The organism is Kitasatospora fiedleri (genome assembly GCF_948472415.1).
In the GTDB taxonomy this organism is placed as follows: Bacteria; Actinomycetota; Actinomycetes; order Streptomycetales; family Streptomycetaceae; genus Kitasatospora; species Kitasatospora fiedleri.
On sequence record NZ_OX419519.1, the window covers coordinates 7,281,552 to 7,300,667 of the forward strand.

Annotated in this window: 18 protein-coding genes and 1 pseudogene; 9 read left to right on the forward strand and 10 right to left on the reverse strand. The window is 76.5% G+C overall.

Annotated elements, in window-relative coordinates; genetic code table 11:
* Positions 1-585: 585 nt before the first annotated feature.
* Together QMQ26_RS33105 and QMQ26_RS33110 are read right to left on the reverse strand one after the other, a co-directional pair.
* Positions 586-1,578 carry a thioredoxin domain-containing protein gene (locus QMQ26_RS33105; RefSeq protein WP_282203837.1) on the reverse strand — a complete coding sequence of 331 codons (993 nt, stop codon included), beginning with the start codon at positions 1,576-1,578 and terminating at the stop codon, positions 586-588.
* A complete protein-coding gene (locus tag QMQ26_RS33110) occupies positions 1,575-2,012 on the reverse strand; it encodes an RrF2 family transcriptional regulator (protein ID WP_100839113.1) in 438 nt (145 codons plus the stop codon). The genes QMQ26_RS33105 and QMQ26_RS33110 overlap by 4 nt, the downstream gene beginning before the upstream one ends.
* 394 nt (positions 2,013-2,406) lie before the next feature.
* Here QMQ26_RS33110 and QMQ26_RS33115 point away from each other — a divergent pair.
* Positions 2,407-2,876, forward strand: a pseudogene (locus tag QMQ26_RS33115) (cupin domain-containing protein).
* Positions 2,877-2,940: 64 nt separating this feature from the next.
* On the opposite strand, the gene QMQ26_RS33120 reads toward QMQ26_RS33115, so the two are convergent.
* On the reverse strand, positions 2,941-4,026 hold the full coding sequence (locus QMQ26_RS33120; RefSeq protein WP_100839112.1) for a DUF5937 family protein: 1,086 nt from the start codon (positions 4,024-4,026) through the stop codon (positions 2,941-2,943).
* Positions 4,027-4,125: 99 nt separating this feature from the next.
* Between QMQ26_RS33120 and QMQ26_RS33125 the strand changes: the two genes are divergently transcribed.
* From QMQ26_RS33125 to QMQ26_RS33140, 4 genes are all read left to right on the forward strand, one after another.
* Complete coding sequence (locus tag QMQ26_RS33125) at positions 4,126-5,409, forward strand: MFS transporter (protein WP_282203838.1); 1,284 nt, start codon at positions 4,126-4,128, stop codon at positions 5,407-5,409.
* Between the two features lie 333 nt (positions 5,410-5,742).
* Positions 5,743-8,034, forward strand: coding sequence for a hypothetical protein (locus QMQ26_RS33130; protein WP_282203839.1), 2,292 nt, complete (start codon positions 5,743-5,745; stop codon positions 8,032-8,034).
* Positions 7,968-8,267 (forward strand): DUF7617 domain-containing protein, encoded by a 300-nt coding sequence (locus tag QMQ26_RS33135; protein WP_449768980.1) that lies wholly within the window; start codon positions 7,968-7,970, stop codon positions 8,265-8,267. Before QMQ26_RS33130 ends, QMQ26_RS33135 begins: the two co-directional genes overlap by 67 nt.
* A gap of 146 nt (positions 8,268-8,413) precedes the next feature.
* Entirely contained in the window at positions 8,414-8,797 is a 384-nt protein-coding gene (locus QMQ26_RS33140; protein WP_282203841.1) for a helix-turn-helix domain-containing protein, read from the forward strand.
* A gap of 86 nt (positions 8,798-8,883) precedes the next feature.
* Here the strand turns inward: QMQ26_RS33140 and QMQ26_RS33145 are convergent, their stop codons facing one another.
* The 3 genes from QMQ26_RS33145 to QMQ26_RS33155 all read right to left on the reverse strand — a co-directional run bounded on the left by QMQ26_RS33145 (position 8,884) and on the right by QMQ26_RS33155 (position 11,987).
* Positions 8,884-9,486: a ClpP family protease gene (locus QMQ26_RS33145; protein ID WP_100839109.1), complete on the reverse strand. Its 603-nt coding sequence runs from the start codon at positions 9,484-9,486 to the stop codon at positions 8,884-8,886.
* A gap of 1 nt (position 9,487) precedes the next feature.
* Positions 9,488-10,126: a ClpP family protease gene (locus tag QMQ26_RS33150; RefSeq protein ID WP_100839108.1), complete on the reverse strand. Its 639-nt coding sequence runs from the start codon at positions 10,124-10,126 to the stop codon at positions 9,488-9,490.
* Positions 10,127-10,346: 220 nt separating this feature from the next.
* Positions 10,347-11,987: an FUSC family protein gene (locus QMQ26_RS33155; RefSeq protein WP_282203842.1), complete on the reverse strand. Its 1,641-nt coding sequence runs from the start codon at positions 11,985-11,987 to the stop codon at positions 10,347-10,349.
* A 467-nt stretch (positions 11,988-12,454) separates the two neighbouring features.
* Here QMQ26_RS33155 and QMQ26_RS33160 point away from each other — a divergent pair, with 467 nt between their 5' ends.
* Together QMQ26_RS33160 and QMQ26_RS33165 are read left to right on the forward strand one after the other, a co-directional pair.
* Positions 12,455-13,132: a hypothetical protein gene (locus tag QMQ26_RS33160; RefSeq protein ID WP_282203843.1), complete on the forward strand. Its 678-nt coding sequence runs from the start codon at positions 12,455-12,457 to the stop codon at positions 13,130-13,132.
* Between the two features lie 113 nt (positions 13,133-13,245).
* Positions 13,246-13,503 carry a hypothetical protein gene (locus tag QMQ26_RS33165; protein WP_282203844.1) on the forward strand — a complete coding sequence of 86 codons (258 nt, stop codon included), beginning with the start codon at positions 13,246-13,248 and terminating at the stop codon, positions 13,501-13,503.
* A gap of 43 nt (positions 13,504-13,546) precedes the next feature.
* On the opposite strand, the gene QMQ26_RS33170 is transcribed toward QMQ26_RS33165, so the two are convergent.
* Complete coding sequence (locus QMQ26_RS33170; protein ID WP_282203845.1) at positions 13,547-13,879, reverse strand: STAS domain-containing protein; 333 nt, start codon at positions 13,877-13,879, stop codon at positions 13,547-13,549.
* A gap of 423 nt (positions 13,880-14,302) precedes the next feature.
* Here QMQ26_RS33170 and QMQ26_RS33175 point away from each other — a divergent pair, with 423 nt between their 5' ends.
* Complete coding sequence (locus QMQ26_RS33175; protein ID WP_282203846.1) at positions 14,303-14,494, forward strand: SbtR family transcriptional regulator; 192 nt, start codon at positions 14,303-14,305, stop codon at positions 14,492-14,494.
* 30 nt (positions 14,495-14,524) lie between these two features.
* Here QMQ26_RS33175 and QMQ26_RS33180 read toward each other — a convergent pair whose 3' ends face one another.
* Positions 14,525-15,421 carry an AfsR/SARP family transcriptional regulator gene (locus QMQ26_RS33180; RefSeq protein WP_282203847.1) on the reverse strand — a complete coding sequence of 299 codons (897 nt, stop codon included), beginning with the start codon at positions 15,419-15,421 and terminating at the stop codon, positions 14,525-14,527.
* Positions 15,422-15,794: 373 nt separating this feature from the next.
* On the opposite strand from QMQ26_RS33180, the gene QMQ26_RS38495 reads away from it, so the two are divergent.
* Complete coding sequence (locus QMQ26_RS38495) at positions 15,795-16,241, forward strand: RICIN domain-containing protein (protein WP_404814014.1); 447 nt, start codon at positions 15,795-15,797, stop codon at positions 16,239-16,241.
* Positions 16,242-16,338: 97 nt separating this feature from the next.
* Here the strand turns inward: QMQ26_RS38495 and QMQ26_RS33190 are convergent, their stop codons facing one another.
* Both QMQ26_RS33190 and QMQ26_RS33195 read right to left on the reverse strand, forming a co-directional pair.
* The gene (locus QMQ26_RS33190) at positions 16,339-17,781 is read right to left on the reverse strand and encodes a discoidin domain-containing protein (RefSeq protein WP_282203849.1); all 1,443 of its coding nucleotides are present in this window, start codon (positions 17,779-17,781) and stop codon (positions 16,339-16,341) included.
* Complete coding sequence (locus QMQ26_RS33195) at positions 17,703-19,088, reverse strand: glycoside hydrolase family 31 protein (RefSeq protein ID WP_282203850.1); 1,386 nt, start codon at positions 19,086-19,088, stop codon at positions 17,703-17,705. The genes QMQ26_RS33190 and QMQ26_RS33195 overlap by 79 nt, the downstream gene beginning before the upstream one ends.
* Between the last annotated feature and the right edge of the window lie 28 nt (positions 19,089-19,116).

Genomic DNA, 19,116 nt, shown 5'->3' on the forward strand with positions numbered 1-19,116 from the left:
GCGGGTGCCCGGACGCAGGCGTCGACGCGGGGGGACCGCGGACGGCGGGGAACGGGCACGACGGCGCGACAGGGCACCGGCAGGGGGAGGGGGCGGCGGCCGCCGCCGCCCGGTCACGGGCGGGACGGAGCCTGGCAGGAGGAGGAGGCCGGGAACGGCGGTCGGGGCCTGCCGCACGGCACGGGACGGCCGTGTTCCGGGAGCGCGGGCGGACGGTGCCACCGGCGCGGAGGGGGCACTCAGAGACAGAGATCGCTGCTGGTGCGCCGGAAGTCCACGTAGCGGCACACCACGTTGGGGTGCGTCGAAAGCATGCCGCCATCCTGTCGGGCGGGCAGGCCCGGTGTCAATGGACACCAAAAGGTGTCCCATTGGGTGGCGGGCCGTCAGGGTGGCTGCGGGTTGCGGCGTGAGCCGGCAATCGCACAGCACCGGAAGGAAACTGACGGACCGTCGGGCCGCGGGGGGTGAGCTGCGGGCCGATCGGCGGTCGCGCCGGGCGTCTCGTGATCCGGGAAGAGATGTCTCACTTGGTGGGAAACGGTGATGCGGGGGCCGGGTGGCGGAGGGCTCCGGGGCCGGGGTTCAGGGCGCGGGGAGGAGCGGGGAGACGGCGGCCTCCTCCGGCGACAGGTACAGCGGGCCGCCCGCGGTGGCGACCGTCACCGCGCCGTCCGGCGGGCCGTCCGGCGACTCCGGCGCGGTCAGGCTCCGGTAGCGGCGCAGCAGCCCGGCCGGATCGGGCCGGTCCTCCGGCCTCCCCGCGGGCAGGCCCGGGCACACCGCCCGGGCCGCCGCCAGGTACTCCGCCGACGGACGCCAGCCCGGGACCACCCGGCACCCCGCCGGGCCGCGGAACAGCAGCGTGGGCAGGGCGTAGCGGCGGCCGTCCGCGATCTCCTTCGCCCCGCCCGGGTGCGGACCCGACCCGCGCAGCCCCACCACCTCCGGGCGCGGCGCCCGGGTCTCGGCCCGGTCCCGCGCCACCCGCTCCCGTACCGGCGCCGAGGACGCGGCGGACGCCAGCGCCACCGCGTCCAGGCCGGGCACCCCGCGCAGCGCCCCGGCGATCCGCTCCGGGGTGTCGGCCGGCTCGCCCCGGACGAACGCCGACTCGCGCAGCCGCCGCAGCACCCGCTCGGCCACCTGCGGCCCCTGCTGCTCCGCCGCGGCGGCGGCCAGCGAGGCGGGCCAACTGCTCGCCGCGACCCAGCGCAGCCGGGCCGGTCGCGGCGCACCCGTGTGCGCCGACACCCGGGCCACGAACTCCCCGTACCAGGCGGCCTCCGCGGCCGGGTCCGGCGCCGGTTCCTCGTCGTCGTCGAACAGGATGCCGAACACCCGCCGGTGCGCGGCGGCCCCGGCCAGCACCCGGCGCAGCGCCCGCAGCACGGGCTCCGACCCCCAGGCCCACGGACAGAACGGGTCGGTGAACTCGACGACTTCGAGGACGGGTTCGAGGACGGGTCCGAGCGCCGGTCTGCGTACGGGTGCGAGCGCGGTCTCGCCTGCGGGCCCGTCCCCGGACCGGGCGGTCTCCGGCCGGGCGGCCTCCGGCCCGGTGTCCCGGCCGGTCACACCGCCTCCGCGACCGGCCGGGGCAGCGGGCGCCCGGAGCGGCGGACCAGCGCGGCCACGGTGGTGCCCGCCAGCACCTCCCCGGTGCGCTCCTCGACCTCGCGCCAGATCCCCGGCAGCGCGTCCGCCGGGCCCGGGTAGGCGAGCCCCGCCAGCGGTTCGCCGCGGAGCGTGATCAGTTCGCCGTCCACGGCGCGCACCACGTCGAGCAGCGTGATGTCCGAGGCCGGGCGGCCCAGCCAGTAGCCGCCCTCGCAGCCGCGCTGGCTGCGGACCAGGCCGGCCCGGCGCAGGTCGCCGACGACGGACTTCAGGAACCGGAACGGGATCTCCTGGGACGAGGCGATCGCCTCGCAGGTGAGCGGACGCCCCGTGTCGCAAGCCAGCTCGACCAGTGCGCGGGCGGCGTAGTCCGCCTTGGCGGAAATATGCATACCCCGAAGTATCCACCGGGCCGGGCGATCATCAAGTCCCGTCCGGGGCCGCCGGTCCGGCGCCCGGCCGAAAGGACACCTCTTGACATCCTTTTCGGGCCGCGCCTAGCGTTCCCCTCGTCCCGCGCACCCCGCCGAGCGTCTCCGCGGCCGCGACCGCGTTCCGCCGTCGCACCCGCCGTCGCCGTGCCCGTCGCCGTGCCCACCGCCGTCCGCCGGTGCTCCGTGCGCACCACCGCCGTCCACCTCCGGAGAGCCCGTGTCCGCCGAACCGCACCGTCCCGCTCCGGCGCCCGCCGCGCCCGCCGCGCCCGCCGCGACCGACGCGCCCGCCGCGACCGCCGCGACCGACGGGGGTGGGCGGACCTGTGCCGGCGAGGGCTTCCACCCGCACCTGCCCGCGCCGGACGCCGCCGGCCCGGACGCCGCCGTCCCGCTCCGCGCCCGCCTGCACCACATCCGGGCCGACGCGCTCGACGGCGACACCGCGCAGACCGGGGGATGCGGCGGTTCGCGGCGATCAGCGGCGGCACCGTCGGCTCGGAGAAGCTCTGGATGGGCCAGACCCACGTCGCCCCCGCCACCGCCTCCTCCGACCACCACCACGGCGAGTCGGAGACCGCGATCCACGTGGTCAGCGGCCACCCCGAGTTCGTCTTCCTGGACCACTCCTCCGGCGAGCCGGTCGAGGTCAGGCTGCGCACCGGGCCGGGCGACTACATCTTCGTGCCGCCGTACGTCCCGCACCGCGAGGAGAACCCCGACCCCGCGCACGAGGCCGTGGTGGTGATCGCCCGCAGCACCCAGGAGGCGATCGTGGTCAACCTGCCGAGCCTGCACGCCGAACCGCCGACCGCGCCCTGACGACCGGTCGGCACTCCGCGCCGGGAGGCACCCCGCACCGGACGGCGCGGGACGGCGCCGGTGCTCAGCGCAGGACGGCGGAGAGCAGGTCGGCGCCGAGCACGGCGGTGGCGCCGAGGTCGAGCGCGTGATGGACGTGGCGGCCGCGGCGGCGGGCGGTGAGCAGGCCCGCCCGGCGCAGCACGGCGAGGTGCCGGGAGACCTCGGGCGGGGTGAGCTCCCAGGCGCGGGCGAGTTCGCCGGTGGTGTGCGGGCCGCGGGCCAGGGTGCGGACCAGCCGCAGCCGGACGGGGTGGGCCAGCGCCTCCAGGCGGAGGGCGACGGTCTCCAGCGGGACGGCCGCGGGGCGGTCGCCGTCCGCGGCCGGGTACTGGACGACGGGTTGCCAGCCCGGGGCGTACACGGCGACCAGGTGCGGATGCCCGAAGACGCTGGGCAGGAAGGTGACGCCGGCCGGGCCGGCCTGCGCGGCGGAGTCCTGGAGCTTGTCGAGGACCAGCGAGCCGCCGTCGGGCGTGAGCGCGATCGCCGTCGACACCTCGGCGAGCGCGGCGGGCAGGCCCTGACGGCGGCTCAGCTCGGTCTTGTCCCGGACGTCCCGGCCCAGGCGGGCGGCCAGCGCGGGCCACTCGGTGTCGAAGAACGCCTCCGCGCACTGCTCCAGGGTCTCCCGCAGCCGGGCCCGGACGGCCGGCGGATCGGCCAGCAGGCGCTCCGCGAACGCCTCCTGGACGGGGCCGCGGGCCTGCGCCCGGTCCAGCGCGTCGGCGCGGGCGGCCGGGTCGTGCAGCGGGGAGCGGCCGGCGAAGGTGCGCCGGTTCGAGCCGCAGGTGGTGACCAGCGCGGCGTGCGCGTACCGCTCGTCCCCGATCAGGTCGACCTGGTCCAGCTCCGCGGCCAGGGTGGCCCGCGGCCGGGCCGGCACCAGGAAGTCGGCCCGCGAGGACCGCCACAGGAACTCGGCCTCCCGCAGCCGCTCGGCCAGCTCGGGGCGCAGGCCCGCCCACACCCCGGCCGCCCACCCGGCCAGGTGCGGGTGGTGCTCCGGCGAGGCCAGCACGTGCAGCATCGCGGTCAGTTCGGCGAGCGGCGAGACGCCGAACCGGATGCGCTCCGGCGGCGTCCCGGCCAGGTCGATGCGCAGGGTCACCCCCGCATTCTCGCTGTCCACGGCCGCGCGACCGGCACCGGTTGACGGAAAGCGTCAATCGACGTGACCGCGCCGCGCCCCCGCCCGCACCTTGGCGCCATGACCACCAGCCCCCCTGCCGCCCGCACCACCACGCCCCGGCCGCCGACCCAGCCACCGCCGACCCAGCCACCGCCGACCCGGCCACCGGCCCGCCCCTCGCCCCCGCCGTCGACCCGTCCGACGGTCCGGCAGCTCGTCCGGGCCGGCGGCGGGCCGCGCTACGCCGCCGCGCTGCTCGTCGACGCCCTCGGCACCGGCCTGCTGCGGCCGTTCCTGCTGCTGTACGGGATCACCGTGCTCGACCTCGGCACGGCCGCCACCGGCCTGGCGATGACCGGCGGCATCGTCGCCGGGCTGGCCTGCATGCCGGCGCTCGGGCGCTGGCTCGACCGGGGCGCGCGCAGCACGGCGGTGGCCGCGTCGATGCTGGTGCGGGTGCTGGGCGTGGCCGCGCTACTGGCGGCGCCCACCGGCGGCGTCGCGCTGTTCACCGTCGCCGCGCTGTTCCTCGGCATCGGCAACCAGTCCTGGCCCGCCGCGCACGCCGCACTGGTCGCCTCGGTCGCCGAGGAACACCTGCGGGACACCGTCCTGGCGGCCGCCCGGGCCGCCCGCAACGCCGGACTCGGCGCCGGCGCGCTGCTCGCCACCGCCTGCCTGGCCGGCGGTCCCACCGCCCTGCGGGCGCTGGCCCTGGCCTCCGGGCTCGGCTTCCTCACGGCGGCGGCGCTGGCCCGCTCGGTCCGGGTCCGCGACGGGGCGGCGCGGCGGACCGCCCCCGTGGTGGACGGGGCGGCACCGCGGCTCGGGGCGCTCCTGCTGGCCAACGTGGTGTACGTGTTCTGCCTGAACGTGCCCGAAGTGGCGCTGCCGCTGGTGCTCGTGACCGTCCTGCACGCCTCGCCGGCCTGGCCGGCCGCGGTGTTCGTCGCCAACACCGTGCTGGTGGTGACCCTCCAGGTGCCCGTCACCGCGTGGGCGGGCGCCCGCTGGTCGCGGGCCCGGGTCCTGGTCCTGGCCGGGGTGGTGCTCGCCGCGAGCTACCTGGCGTTCCTGCTCGCCACCCCGTTCGGGCCGCTCGCCGTCGCCCTGGTCGCGGTGCCCTGCACCCTGGGCGAGATCCTCTACGCGGGCAGCGCCACCGCCCTGGTGACCGCCCGCACCCCGGCCCCCCGCCGCGGCCGCGCCCTGGCCCGCCTCCAACTCTCCACCGGCCTCGGCCTCGCCGTCTCCCCCGCCGTGCTCACCGCCCTCACCCCCGTCGTCCTCTGGCCCGTCCTCGCCACCACCACCCTCGCCGCCGCCGCCCTGGTCCACCGCACCACCCCCGAAACCCCCTGACCCCCGCCGCCCCTCACCGGGCGGGGCGAGTCGGGGCAGGGGCAGGGTCGGGGCGGGGGCGGGAGCGAACCCGGGCGCGACCGGCGTCCGGGTGTTCGTTTTTCGGGGCGGTCGCGGCGGGGACGGGCGGTGCCGCGCAGTCATATCCGGTCATGATGCGATCAATGGGAGAAGTCGGTCCGGGTCGAACTGTTCGCCGTCCTACCTTGGTCGGCGGCACGAGCTGACGCGCCGTCGGTTCGGCTGCCGATCCGAGGTGGAGAAACAGTGCTGAGAAGCCCGCGTCCGCCCCTTCCGATCCGTCGAGCCCGTCGAGTCCGCCCGTCGCGCGCCGTGCTGGCCGCGGCGCTCACCACCGCCCTGCTGCTGCTCGGACCGGGCGGCACCGCCCCCGCGAGCGGCCGGACCGCCGACACCGCCGCCGACACCGCCACCGCCGACACCGCCGACACCGCCACCGCCGCCGCCGCGGGGTCGACGCTGGTGAAGAGCGTGCGGAACGCCACCCACCCCGGCGCCGCCACCGCCGAGCACGGGGACACCCTCGACTGGACCGTCCAGTACGAGAACCGGACCCCCGGGGACGCCGCCGCCCCCGCCACGGTGACCGACCCGATCGCCGGGGCCGGGGCGGGCCAGAGCTACGTCCCCGGCTCGCTGCGGGTGCCGCCCGGGTGGACGCCGTCCTGGTCCACCGACGGCACCGCCTTCGGGCCGACCGACACCGGCGCGGCCACCGTCGCCGTCCGGGCCGGGAACCCGGTCGCCCGGGCCGGCGGCACCGAGCTCTCACCGCTGCTGCTCGCCCCCGTCCAGCCCACCGCGCAGGCCACCGGCGGCGACGGCTACACCCCCGTGCTGTACCGGACCCCCACCGGGGAGGTGCAGGCCTGGAACATCTACCACCACGCTGCCCCGGCCGCGCCGAAGGTGGTGTGCAGCAGCCTGACCACCGGCCAGCCCTGTACCGGCGGCCCCTGGCCGCGCCCGCTGAACACCGCGACCGGCCCGCTCGGCAGCGGCGCCACCGGCGACCTCGGCAGCCCGCTCACCTCCACGTACGTCCTCGACCCGCAGCAGCCCAACCTGCTGTACTACCCGGCCACCACCGCGACCGGCGTCGGCATCGGCTGCCTCGACCTGGCCGCGCACGCCAACTGCGGCTACACCGCCCTGGCGGCCAACGGCACCGCGCCCAGCAGCGCCAACAACCTCGCCGGACTGGCCCAGGTCGGCGACGCGCTGTACGCGGTCGCCAGCACCGGCCAGGTGCTCTGCCTCTCCCTGCCCGCCCGCACCCCCTGCCCCGGCCAGCCGTACGCCCCGATCGTCGCCCCCAACCACGACCTGCCGAACACGCCCGCCGCGCTCTACCAGGGCGGCCTGACCGCCGTCGGCGACAAGGTGTTCGCCTCCTCCGCGCCGCAGGCCGGCGGCTCCAGCGCGGCCGGCCCGCCCGCCCTCGGCTGCTTCGACACCACCACCCGCGCGGTCTGCGCCGGCTGGAGCACCCCGCACCCCGCCGGACCGACCTCCGGCTACTACACCTACGACGCCTTCACCGCGTACGACACCGCCGGACACCCCGACGGCGTCTGCACCAGCACCGTCGGCGGCGCCAACGTGCTGACCACCTGCTACGCCGTCGACGGCTCGCCGCTGCCCGCGCCCGGCATCCTGTCGACGTTCAGCGGCGGCACGCTGACCTTCGACCCCGAGACCGTCACCACCGACAGCGGGACGCGCAGCTACTTCCCGGCCTGGAACGGCACCGGTGGCAACGGCAGCACGCTCTGCTACGACTGGACGGCCGCCGCGCCCTGCGCCGGCTTCCCGCTGCCCGCCACCCACCCCGGCGCCAACGGCGGCGTCACCCGCGACTACGGCTACGCCTACGACAGCACCACCCGCTGCCTGATCGGACTCGGCGACGCCGGCGTGCTGTTCTCGATGGACCCGGCCACCGCCGCCAGCCCCTGCCTGCACAGCGGCGCCACCGTCACGCTCAGGCCCGCCGACTTCTACTGCGACGGCGGCAGCGGCCACGTCCGGTCCTACACCCGGGCCCGGCTCACCGACCTCGACCTCACCCACGTCGACCCGACCGCCTCCCGGGTCCTGGTCACCGACCCCGACGGCACGCCCGTCACCACCCCCGGCCTCGCCCCCGACGGCACCGTCGACCTCTCCGGCGTCGACCCCGCCGCGCACCCCGCGCTCACCGTCACCGCGCAACTCGTGCTCACCACCACCGGGGACTTCACCGCGGACAACCACCCCATGCTGGTCGTCGAGTACCGCGGCGACGCGCCGCAGGTCTGCTTCCGCACCACGGTCGCCGCCGACTGCGCCACCACCTCCGTCGGCAACACCGCCACCGGCACCGACGCGACCGGCGCGCTCACCTCCAACACCGTCACCGTCCCCGTCGCGCCCGGCAAGGACTGCCAACCCCGGGTCAGCGTCCAGAAGGAGATCTGCGGCTCCGCGAACTCCCGCGACTGCGCCCCCGGCGGACCCGGCCCTGGGCCAAGACCAGCCCGGTCGGACTGCTGGGCCTGCTCGGCACCGCGCACTGGCGGATCACCGTCACCAACGCGGGCCCGGTCGACGCCGCCGCCGTGACCGTCAACGACCCCACCACGCCCGCCTGTCGGAGCGCCGCCGGCACGTTCGCGCTGCCGGCCGGGAGCAGCCGCCAGATCCACTGCGACTCGCTGCTGCTGGCGCTGCCGGTGAAGAACACCGCGTCCGCCAGCTTCGTCGCCGCGAACGCGCCCGCCGGGACCGTCCCGACCACCACCGCGCCGTCCGCGGCGGTGGCCTGCTCGCTGCTGTGCATCCTGGCGGTGCCCTGACCGGGGGCGAATCCCGCCACGGTCGGCCGACCGCCGGGCACCCTGCCCGGTGGCCGGCCGACCGACCGGCTGTGGCGCTGGGGTGTTCTGCTGAGGGCAGAGCGGTACGGCCCGTCCGGCGGGCGTGCGGTGCCTAGGCTTGGGGGATGAGAACTCATGCGTCGGACACCCAGGCCCGCGTCGTCCCGCTGCGCCCGCCGCAGGCGCCGGAGCGCAGGGAACCGCTGCTGCGGGACGTGGTGGGCGGCGTGCTGCGACGCGAACGGCTCACCCAGGGGCGGACGTTGAAGGACGTCGCGGAGGCGGCCCGGATCTCGGTGCCGTACCTGTCGGAGCTGGAACGCGGCCGCAAGGAAGCCTCCTCCGAGGTGCTCGCCGCCGCCGCCCGGGCGCTCGGCCTGGGTCTCGGGGACGTCCTCTCGCTGGTCCAGCGGGACCTGGTCGCGCTGCACGGCACCGCCGCCCGGAGCCGGACCGCCACCGCCACCGCGACCGCGGGCCGCTACGGCGGGCTCTGCCTGGCGGCCTGAGCGGCCGCAGGGTCGTGCGCCGTGCGCCCGGGCCCGGAAGCGGTGGGGAACCGCTTCCGGGCCCGGGCGTACGGGCGCGTACCGCCTCAGGAGGCGGGGACGCGGCTGCTCAGCACCCGGTCGGCCAGGCCGTACGCGACGGCCTCCTGCGCGCTGAACACCTTGTCGCGGTCCATGTCGGCGCGCAGCGTGGCCACCGGGTGGCGGGTGTGCCGGGAGAGCACCTCCTCGACCTGGGTGCGAATCCGCAGCACCTCCTTGGCGGCCAGGCTCAGGTCGGAGACGGTGCCGCGCTGTCCGCCGCTGGCGGGCTGGCCGAGCAGCACCCGGGCGTGCTGGAGGACGAAGCGCCGTCCCGGGTCGCCGCCGGCCAGCAGCACGGCCGCGGTGGAGGCGGCCTGGCCGACGCAGTAGGTGGCGATCGGGCACTGCACGAACGTCATCGCGTCGTAGATCGCCATCAGTGAAGTGAACGACCCGCCGGGCGAGTTGAGATAGAGGGCGATCTCCTGCTCGGGGCTCGCGGCCTCCAGGTGCAGCAGCTGGGCGATCACCACGTTGGCCACGCCGTCGTCGATCTCGGTGCCGAGGAAGACGATCCGCTCGCTGAGCAGCCGGCTGAACACGTCGTAGGAGCGCTCGCCCTGGGCGGTCCGCTCGATCACGTAGGGAATCGGGTAGGAGGCCATGTCACAGCCCCGCCCGTCGACGGGACGCGGCCGTGCCGATGTCGGCGAGCGACTCCAGCACCTGGTCCACCATCCCGTACTCGCGGGCCTGTTCGGCCGTGAACCAGCGGTCCCGGTCGCCGTCCCGGGCGATGGTCTCCGGGCTCTGCCCGGTGTGCTCGGCGGTGATCCGTTCGATGGCCTGCTTGGTGTACTCCAGGTTCTCCGCCTGGATCGCGATGTCGGACGCGGTGCCGCCGATGCCCGCCGAGGGCTGGTGCATCATGATCCGCGCGTTGGGCAGCGCGAACCGCTTGCCGGCCGCGCCCACCGTCAGCAGGAACTGCCCCATGCTGGCGGCGAACCCCATCGCCAGGGTGGAGACGTCGTTCGGGATCAGCCGCATGGTGTCGTAGATCGCCAGCCCCGCCGTGACCGAGCCGCCCGGGCTGTTGATGTACAGGCTGATGTCGGCGCGCGGGTCCTCGGCCGAGAGCAGCAGCAGCTGCGCGCAGACCCGGTTCGCCGACACGTCGTCGACCTGGGTGCCGAGCAGGACGATCCGGCGGGCCAGCAGCAGCGCCGCCAGGTGGTCGTCGAACGGGTTGGGCGGGGTGTCGCCGTCCTCCGCCCGGGGGCGGAGGGCACGGAGTGGAGTCATCGGGTCTCCCGGTGGTGACGGAGGGTCGGTGACTCCACTGTTGCCCGCCGCGGGCCCCCGGCGGACGCCGCTCTGCCCGCCGCAGATTCGCTGCGGGCAGAGGAGGCGGGGAGCGGCGCCCCGGTCGGGCGGTCAGGAGCGGTCAGGGGCGGTCGGTGTCGGCCGGTGCCGGTCGGCGATGCTCGGCCGGCGGTGCTCGGCCGCCGGCGCTCGGCCGTGCTCAGGGGCGGGCCGCGAGGCGGTGCAGGTCGGCGGCGAGGCGGTGCAGGTGGTGGCGGGTGGCGTCGAAGTGGTGGTGGTCGGCGGGGACGGCGGGGGCCAGCGCGGTGTCCACCGTCCGCTCCACCTCGTCGATCAGCGCGGCCCAGCGGGCGGTCGCCCCCTGCCGCCACGGCGGCTCGCGCCGGGCCCGCTCGAACTCGGCCCGGGCCGAAGCGAGTTGCAGATGCGGGGCGGCACCGTCGCGGGGGTGGGGCGGGGCCAGCGCGAGGGCGGTCTGCTCGACGGCGTCGGCCAGCCGGCGGGCCACCGCGAGTTGCCGGTGGCGGTGCGGGCCGAGCAGCTCGCAGGCGAGCACCGCGGCCAGGCAGCCGATCGCGCAGCACGCCAGGTTGGGCAGCAGCAGCGGCAGGCCCGGGTCGCCCGCGAGCTGGGTGACCATCAGCACCACCGTGGCCAGCGCCGCCGCCTGGTACAGGTAGCCGGTGCCGGACAGCGCCGGGACCAGGCCCGCCGCCAGCGCCAGCACCGCCAGCAGCGCCCCGTCCGGCCCGGCGCAGGCCAGCACCAGCCCGCTGCACAGCAGGCCCAGCGCGGTACCGCAGAACCGTTCCAGCGCACGCCCGGTGACCGGGCCGACGTCCGGACGGCAGACGAAGACCACGTTCAGCACCGCCCAGTACGGGTGCGGCAGTTCCCAGTACGCCGCCGCCGCGCCCGCCAGCAGCAGCGCCAGGCCCACCCGCAGGCCGCACAGCCAGGACTGCGGGTCCGCCAGCACCGCCCGGGCCGCCGCCCGCCGACGGCCCGGGCGGTGCTGGCCCGCCCACCCACCGGCGGACCCGACCGGCCCCGGCCCCGGCGTCACCGCGGACCGGGCCGCCCGCAGCAGCCGCGCCTCCAGCGGGCCGCAGGCCGGCGGCCACGCCCCGTCCGACGCCGGGCGGCCCGCCGCGACCCGCTCGGCCTCGGCGCGCAGCCGCCCGCGCAGCGCCGGACCGGCGGCCAGCCCCCGGGCCCCGGCCGAGGAGGCCGTCTCGGCGAGGGCCAGCAGACCCGGCAGGTGCCGGGCCAGCAGCGCGCTGCCGCCGACCGCGCCGGTGTGCCGGGCCTGCTCCAGCGCGTCGTGCAGCGCGCGCCGCCGCGCCGTCCCGGCCGGGCCCGCCGCGTCCGGCTCCAGCACCGCCGCGCAGCCCGCCAGGCACCGGGCCAGCAGCGCCCGTTCGGCCCGGCCGCGGAAGAACGGGCGTCCGGCCAGCGCCAGCACGACCACCGACAGGCCGCCCAGCAGCATCAGCGCGGGCGGCAGCCAGAGCGGCCCCGGCAGCGGCAGGTCCCGGGCCACCGCGGCGTCCATCAGCAGGACCATCGCGCCGAGCGAACCCTCCGGCCCCAGCCGGGCGAGCACCCCCGCCGCCACCCCCAGCGCGGGCAGCAGGTACGGCTCGCCCGCCCGCCCCGCGGCCGTCAGCGCGGCGAACGCCCCGACCACGCCGAGCAGTTGGGGCAGCAGCATGGTGATCGCCCGGTGCCGGTAGGCGGCGGCCACATCGGTCAGCACCGCCGAGAGCGCGCCCATGGCCACCATCACCCCCTCGGCGGGCCGCCCGGCCCACAGGCCCAGCCCGGCCGGGGCGGTCACCGCCGACAGCGCGCGCCAGGCCGCCGGCGAGACGGCGGGCCGCCGCCCGGGGCACAGGTCTGCCGCACCCAGGGCAGCAGCCGTCCCGCCCCCGGCGCCCGGGACGGAGCCCGCTCCGGGCGGGGCCGGGCCTGTCGCACCCGGGGCAGCGGAAAGTCGGACCGGAGCGTGCGGTGACGCCCGTGTCGAAGTGTTGACATGCGGCACATGCAAGGCGACGCCCCACCGCCGCCGACCCGCCGCCACCGCCGTGCTGCGCCGCCTGGAGGCGGGATTTCGCTTGGCCGGGGGAGCACCCGTGACCTCCCGGTGTCGCCCGGATGGAGCGCGTGACCTCCGCCGCGCCGCCACCCGCCCGGTCGCGGGAGGGACCGTTCCGGCGGGACGTTTCTGCCCGCGCCCGGGGGACCGGAGGCGTTCTCGAGGATCTTCCCGTCGCCGTCGGTGACCGCCGTTACGCTGACGCCATGACGAAGCGTCACCTCGGCACGGCGACAGCGGCCCTGCTCCTCGCGGGCACCGCCGTCGCGTGCGGCAGCAGCACGGAACACCCCGGGTCGGCCGACATCGCCGACTCCGCCGGGCCCGGCGCGTTCGCCGTTCCCGCGGGGCTCACCGCCACCTGCGGACTCCTCGGCTACGGCTCCTTCTCCGACACCCTGGGGACGCCGACCGGCACGGACACCCTCGGCGACACGGTCTCCGGCACGGACCGGGAGAAGACGGTCGACTGCCGGAAGGACGTCGCCCACCAGGCGAACGGCACGGCCGACCTCTCGAAGCCCCAGGGCACGGTCGAGACCCAGTTGGCGTTCTGGCGCGACGTCGACACCGCGAAGTCCCAGTTCCCGGCCGAGCGGACCGTGGCCCGCGACCAGCTCGCGAAGGACGCGGCCACCACCCCCGTGCCGGGCGTGGGGACCGAGGCGTTCCGCTACCTCAACAAGGAGTCCACCGGGACGGCCGGCACCCTCGTGCTGGTGGTGCGGCAGAGCAACCTGATCCTCACCGTGCAGGTGACCGCCCTCAGCGCCACCCCGTTCACCGACCAGCAGCGCACGGCGATCTTCGACCGGATGGCCGACCACGCGAAGGCGGCCCTCCCGGTGGTCCGGCGCGCCGCCACCGCACCGGCCGGTTCCTGAGGGCCCGTCCGGCGGCCCCGGGCGGATTGCGCGCGGACCGGCCGGGTAGCCGCGAGGGCGAAGCACCCGACCCGCAGCACCCGACCGGAAGCACCCGACCCGGGGAGACGCCGATGACCGCACACCGCGAACCCGCACCGGACGGGCGGGGCCGCCCGGACGCCGAGGGCGACCGCCGCTACGGCGACCGGGCCGCCGACGTCCGGCCCGCCCGGGAGCACGACCCGGACGTCCACGGCCCGCAGGAGGGCTACGACGCGACCGCCGACGCCGCCGAGCGCACCGGCACCGACGCTCCTGATGCCGATGCCGATGCCGATGCCGATGCCGATGCCGACACCGACGAGCGCACCGACGCCGACGGACGCTGACGTTGACGCCCCGCGCGGCCCGGGACGGGCTCGGCCGGGCCGCTCAGGCGGGGGCGGGCGGCTCCTGCGGCTGGAGGTCGAAGACCCGGTCGGCGCCGACCACCTCCAGCAGCCGCATCACGTTGGCCGAGGGGCGGGCCAGTTGCAGGACGGCGCCGGTGTGCCGGGCGGTCCGGCGGGCGTCGAAGAGCAGGTTCAGGCCGGCCGAGTCCATGAAGGTGACCTCGGCGAGGTCGACGGTGACCAGGGCGGGCGCGTCGAACTGGGCGGAGGCGAGGGCGGCCCGCAGCCGGGGCACGGTGTGCAGGTCGAGTTCGCCGTAGCAGGTCAGCTGGGGGCCCAGCGGACTGTTCTGCCGGGTGACGGTGAACGACACGGGGTTTTCCTCTCGGCCGGGGCGCGGACGCGGCAGCGAGCGTACCGGTCGCACGAGGCCCCGGGCAGGGCGCAGGCCGCACTACCCCGCGCCGCGCGCACGCCCCGCCGCCCGTACGGGTGGCCGGCCGCGCGTCCGCTGCCGGGGGCGGGGACGTGTCGTACCGCCGTTCGGTCGACGGGACGGTACGGCTGGGCCGTCGCCCGAACGGCGGTAGGACGAGGGCCCGCACCCGGCGGCCGGGCCTCCTCGCGCTGCTGCGCGCCGCCCGGGTGGTCGACGCTCCGGACGACGGCCGCCGCGACCGTCCCCAGCGCCCGGCCCCCCGACCCCCGGCGCGGCCTCGCCGAACGCCGCCGGGAACCGTCCCCGGCCTGCTGGCCGCTGCTCCCGGCCGGTGCCATCGCGCGCCGGGGCGGCCCGGTGGCCCGCCGTCCTCCCACCGACGCGGGCCGCGCGGCGGGCGACCTGCGCTCCGACGTCGCGGCCGAGGACATCGCCGCCGCCCTCATCGGCATCTTCACCGTCGCCCCCCGGCCCGAGCGGGAAGACCTGGCCGCCCGCCTGCTGGACCTGCTGATGGACGGCCTGCGGCCCGCCGCCCGGACGCCCTGAGGCCGGTTCCGCTCCGCTCCCGCGCAGCGGCTACGGGACGAGCCTCGGACGGGCCCCGCCGTCCGCCCGGTCCGCGGCGGGCCGCTCCGGGCCGCTCCGGCGGGCGGGGGAGCCCCGGCCGGGGTCGTCCGGGCGAGGTGGCCGGGCCGTCGGCGGGGGGCGGTTCCCGGTCAGGACGGCGCGGTAGAGCGACTGGAGTTCCGTGCCGGGGGCGGCGCCCAACTCCTCGGCCAGGCGGCGCCGGACGGTGCCGTAGCGGTCCAGCGCCTCCGCGCTGCGTCCGGCCGCGTGCAGGGCCTGGATCAGCACGTGTTCCAGCGGTTCGGCCAGCGGGTACTCGGCGGTGAGGTCGGGGACCGCGGAGATCACCGCGCCGGGGCGGCCGAGCCGGAACTCCGCCCGCGCCCAGCGCACCGCCGCGTCCAGCCGCCGCCGGTGCCAGCTCGCCCGGACCTGCGCGGCCCACTCGCCCGCGAGACCGGCCAGCGGCTCCCCCCGCCACAGGCCCAGGGCCTCGGCGAGCTCCGCGGCCCCGGCCTCGTCGTCGCGCTGCCGGTCGGCGCCCTGCTCGACCAGCCGGCGGAACCGGTGCAGGTCCACCAGTTCGGGGTCGACGTCCAGCACGTAGCCGGCGTGCCGGCGCTCCAGCCGGGCCGCCGTCCCGCCGCCCGGGACGGCGGTCTGCCGCAGCAGCCCCCGGATTCGGCTCAGGTGCGCGTACAGCACCGGCCGGGGGTGGGCGGGCAGACGGTGGCCCCAGACCCGGTCGACGAGCGTCTCGATCGCGATCGGCCGCCGGGCGTCGACCAGCAGCGCCGCCAGGACCACCTGCTGCCGCGGGGTCCCCACGTCGAGCGGCCCGCCCGCCGACCGCACCTCGATCTCGCCCAGCAGCCGGAAGTCCACATGTACCCCCCATGTGATCAACGCGTGATCGACGGCGCGCGAAGCGCCCGGCTGCCCATGCTGGCTGCCCCGCAAGGCGGCCGCAAGGTCGGTGCACAGGCCACCGCGCCAGGGTGGGGCACCCCGGCCGCCGACCACCCGGAACCCGCGGTCGCACCCCGCGGCCGCCCCTCACGGAGGAGACCACCATGCGGACACCCCATCCCCGACGGCCCGACCGCCCGGGCCGCTCAAGCGGCCGGACCGGGCGCGGACGTTCCCGGTTCACCCCCGCCGCGCTGGCGGCGGCCCTCGCCTGGGTGCTCTTCGCGGCGCTCGCCCCCACCCCGCCCAGGCGGACGAACCCACCCGCTACGAGCTGGTCAACGCCCGGACCGGGCTGCGGGCCGACGTCATGTGGGCCTCGGCCGCCCCGTACACCGGCGTCTTCCTGTGGCCGAACAACACCAGCGCCTCCCAGGAGTACGAGCTGCTCGACAGCGGGAACGGCTACTTCCGGATCAAGGCCCGGCACTCCGGCCAGTGCCTCATGCTCGACTGGCGCTCGGGGACCTACGCGAACGGCACCCCCGTCCTCCAGTACCCGTACTGCGACGCGGGCTACGCCCCGGCCGAGTGGACCACCGTCTGGGTCGGGCACACCTGTACCTGCTTCCCCACCACCATGCTCCTGAAGAACCGGGCCACCGGCCGGTGCCTGGACGCCGCCGCGCCGTCCGGCACGCCCGTCCAGCAGGCCGTCCTCCAGCAGTGGGACTGCATCACCGCCGACGACGTGTGGAACACCGGCAACCAGAGCTGGAACCTCCTCCAGCTCAACAACCTCCCCGTCGTCAACTGACCCGACGGCGAAGCCGGTTGCGCGCCCGCCGCACGCGCCTGCGCCCGCCGGAGGACCGGCGGGCGCAGGCGCGTGCGGGGTGGCGTGGGCCCGGGCCCTACGGGGCCGGGCTGCCGGTGGCGGTGATCTCCGCGGCGCTGGTCCACGGCCCGCGGTTGCCGGCCTCGGTCAGGGCGCGCAGCCGCAGGTAGCGGCCGCTCTTCGCGGTGAACTTCACCGACTTGAGGGCGGCGGTGTCGGCGAAGCTCCCGGTGGCGACGGGTGTGCCCCAGGAGGTGGTGCTGTCGGAGACGTAGACCTCGTAGGAGCCGATCCGGCCGTTGACGCCGCCGTCCTGCCGGGGCAGGTAGCCGAGGCCGTCGACGGAGTAGCGGGTGCCGAGGTCGATCCGGATCTCGTGCGGGAGCGGGGCGGGGGTGCCGGACCACTGGGTGTGCCAGAGGGTGGCGGAGCTGCCGTCGATCGCGTTGGCGGCGGCGCCGTTCTCGTTGGCGGTCTCCTGGCTGTCGGCCGAGACCACCTTCCAACCGGCCTGCGGGATCGGGCCGCTGCCGCTGACCGGGGTGCCGGCGGGCAGGGTCAGGCCCTTGGCGGTGACGGTGAACGCGCCGGTGACGGCGTGGTCGCCGGCCTTGATCCACAGGGTGCCGGAGCGGTCGGCCGGGTCGAAGTACCAGCCGGTGGAGGCGGACTGGTAGGCGGCCTTGCCGCTCAGCTTCGGCAGCGCCGTCCCGCCGACCGTCACGCCGCTCGGCGCGGCGGCCGCGTGCACGGTGAACTCGTACGCGCGGCTGGCGAGTTGCCCGGTGTAGCTGCCGTTCGCCGCGCCGACCGCGAGGGTGACGTCGCCGGTGCCGGAGCTCGGCGCGGTGACGTCGACCCGCTGGCGGGAGGAGGCGCCGTTCTGGTAGGCGCGGGTGGTGCCGTCGTCCTCGTACAGGGTGAAGGAGGAGGTGCCGCGCGGGTAGACGTCGTAGGTGAGGGTGGAGACGGGCTTCTCGCCGGTGTAGTTCATCTGCGGCCACATCGGCACCGCCGCACCGGACTTGACGAACAGCGGCAGGGTGTCGAGCGGGGCGCTGTAGCCGTTCAGCCAGCCGGGACCGGTGTAGACCTTGCCGGTCCAGTAGTCGGTCCAGCTGCCGGCCGGCAGGTAGATGCCGTCGCGGACGCTGGTGTCGCTGACCACGGGCGCGACCAGGAAGGAGTCGCCGGCCATGAACTGGCCGCTGGTCTGGTTGCCGCGCGCCACCGGGTCGTCGGGGTACTCCAGCACCATGGCGCGGGTGGAGGGCACGCCGGTGTCGGTGGCCGCCCGGCTCATGGTGTACAGGTACGGCATCAGCCGCATCTTGAGCTGCAGGTACCTGCGGTTGATCGACAGGTACGGGTCGGCGTACCGCCAGGGCTGCTTGTCGTTGTAGCCGGCCGACGGGTTGGTCGCGCCCCAGCCGGACATCGTCATGAACGCCGGGGTGAACGCCTTCCACTGGAGGTCGCGGACGTACGTCTCGGGGCTGCCGGCGAAGATGCCGTCCACGTCCCGGAGGCGTAGTTGAGGCCGGACAGGCCCGCGCCCGCGATGGACGGGACGTGCCAGCGCATGGCGTCCCAGGTGCCGGAGGTGTCGCCGGTCCAGACCACGGCGTTGCGCTGGGTGCCGGCCCAGCCGTCGACGGTCCAGACGAAGCGGCGGGCGTCGGAGTTGTTCTCGATGCCCGCGACGGCCTGGTTGACGCCGGTGAAGGCGGTCTTGTAGCCGCCGCCGATCCAGGCCACGTCGGTCTTGACGGCGCGTGAACCGGCCGTCCCCACCTCCCAGTTGATGTTGTTCAGGCCGGTGGAGGTCCACAGGCCGGTGTGGACGCCCTGGGCGGCCAGGCCGGAGACGGTGCCGGGCAGGTCGGTGTAGCCGCAGCCGTAGCCGTCGTTGGGCAGGAACCAGCCGGAGGGCATGTCGGCGGCGCGGGCGTCGGTGGCGTAGCCGACCGCGTCGGGGGTGGTCTGGTGGCGCAGCCGGTCGTGGTCGCCGCTGTAGGCGGGGTTGGAGGCGTTGAAGCAGTCGGCGTTGCCGAGTTCGAGGCCCCAGATCGGGGCGAGGAAGGGCTTGCCGGTGACGTCGGTGTAGGCGTTCAGAACGTCCTTGAGCGAGTTCCCGGCGAAGTACCAGGCGTCGAAGCGCTGTTCGTTGTGGGTGAGCCGGGTCGGCGCGCCGAAGTCGTAGCTGCCCGGGGCCCAGGTGTTGCGCATCACCCCGTAGCCGTTGGTGGACATGTAGAACGGGGCCGGGCTGGCGTTGCTGTTCTCGGTCCAGGAGTTGGTCACGGCGACCGGGACGGTCTTGTCGCGCAGCGCCCAGTCGCCCAGGTGCAGGCCGGTGCCGTAGAACTGCTCGTCGGCGCCGCGGCCCAGGTACTGGGTGGTCTGGCCGCTGGTCCAACTGGTCGGCTGGGACTCGGCCCAGAGCAGGGTGGTGTTGTCGGCGCGGTAGAGCGCGAAGGTGAGCGGCGCCTTGTTGATCCGCAGCGAGATCGCCGAGGTGCCGATCCGCCAGTAGCTCCCGGCGTCGGTGAGGGTGGCGGTGACGGCGCCGAAGGCGGTGGTGGTGGCCAGGTCGGTGCCGGCCGGGTCGTCGGTGAACGCGCCGTTCGGGCTGAGCCAGATCCGGAAGATGTCGGTGCGGGCGAGCTGGACCCGGGCGACCGCGCTGCCGGAGGTGGTGACGGTGAAGGTGGTGCCCGAGCGGGTGACCGCGGTGGCGTTCCCGGCGGTGGCGGCGTGGGCGGCCGGGGCGGGGCCGAGGGCCGCGAACAGGGCCGCGACGGTCAGCAGGACGACGGAGAGCACGAGGGAACGGCGCCCTCCGCTGCCGGGC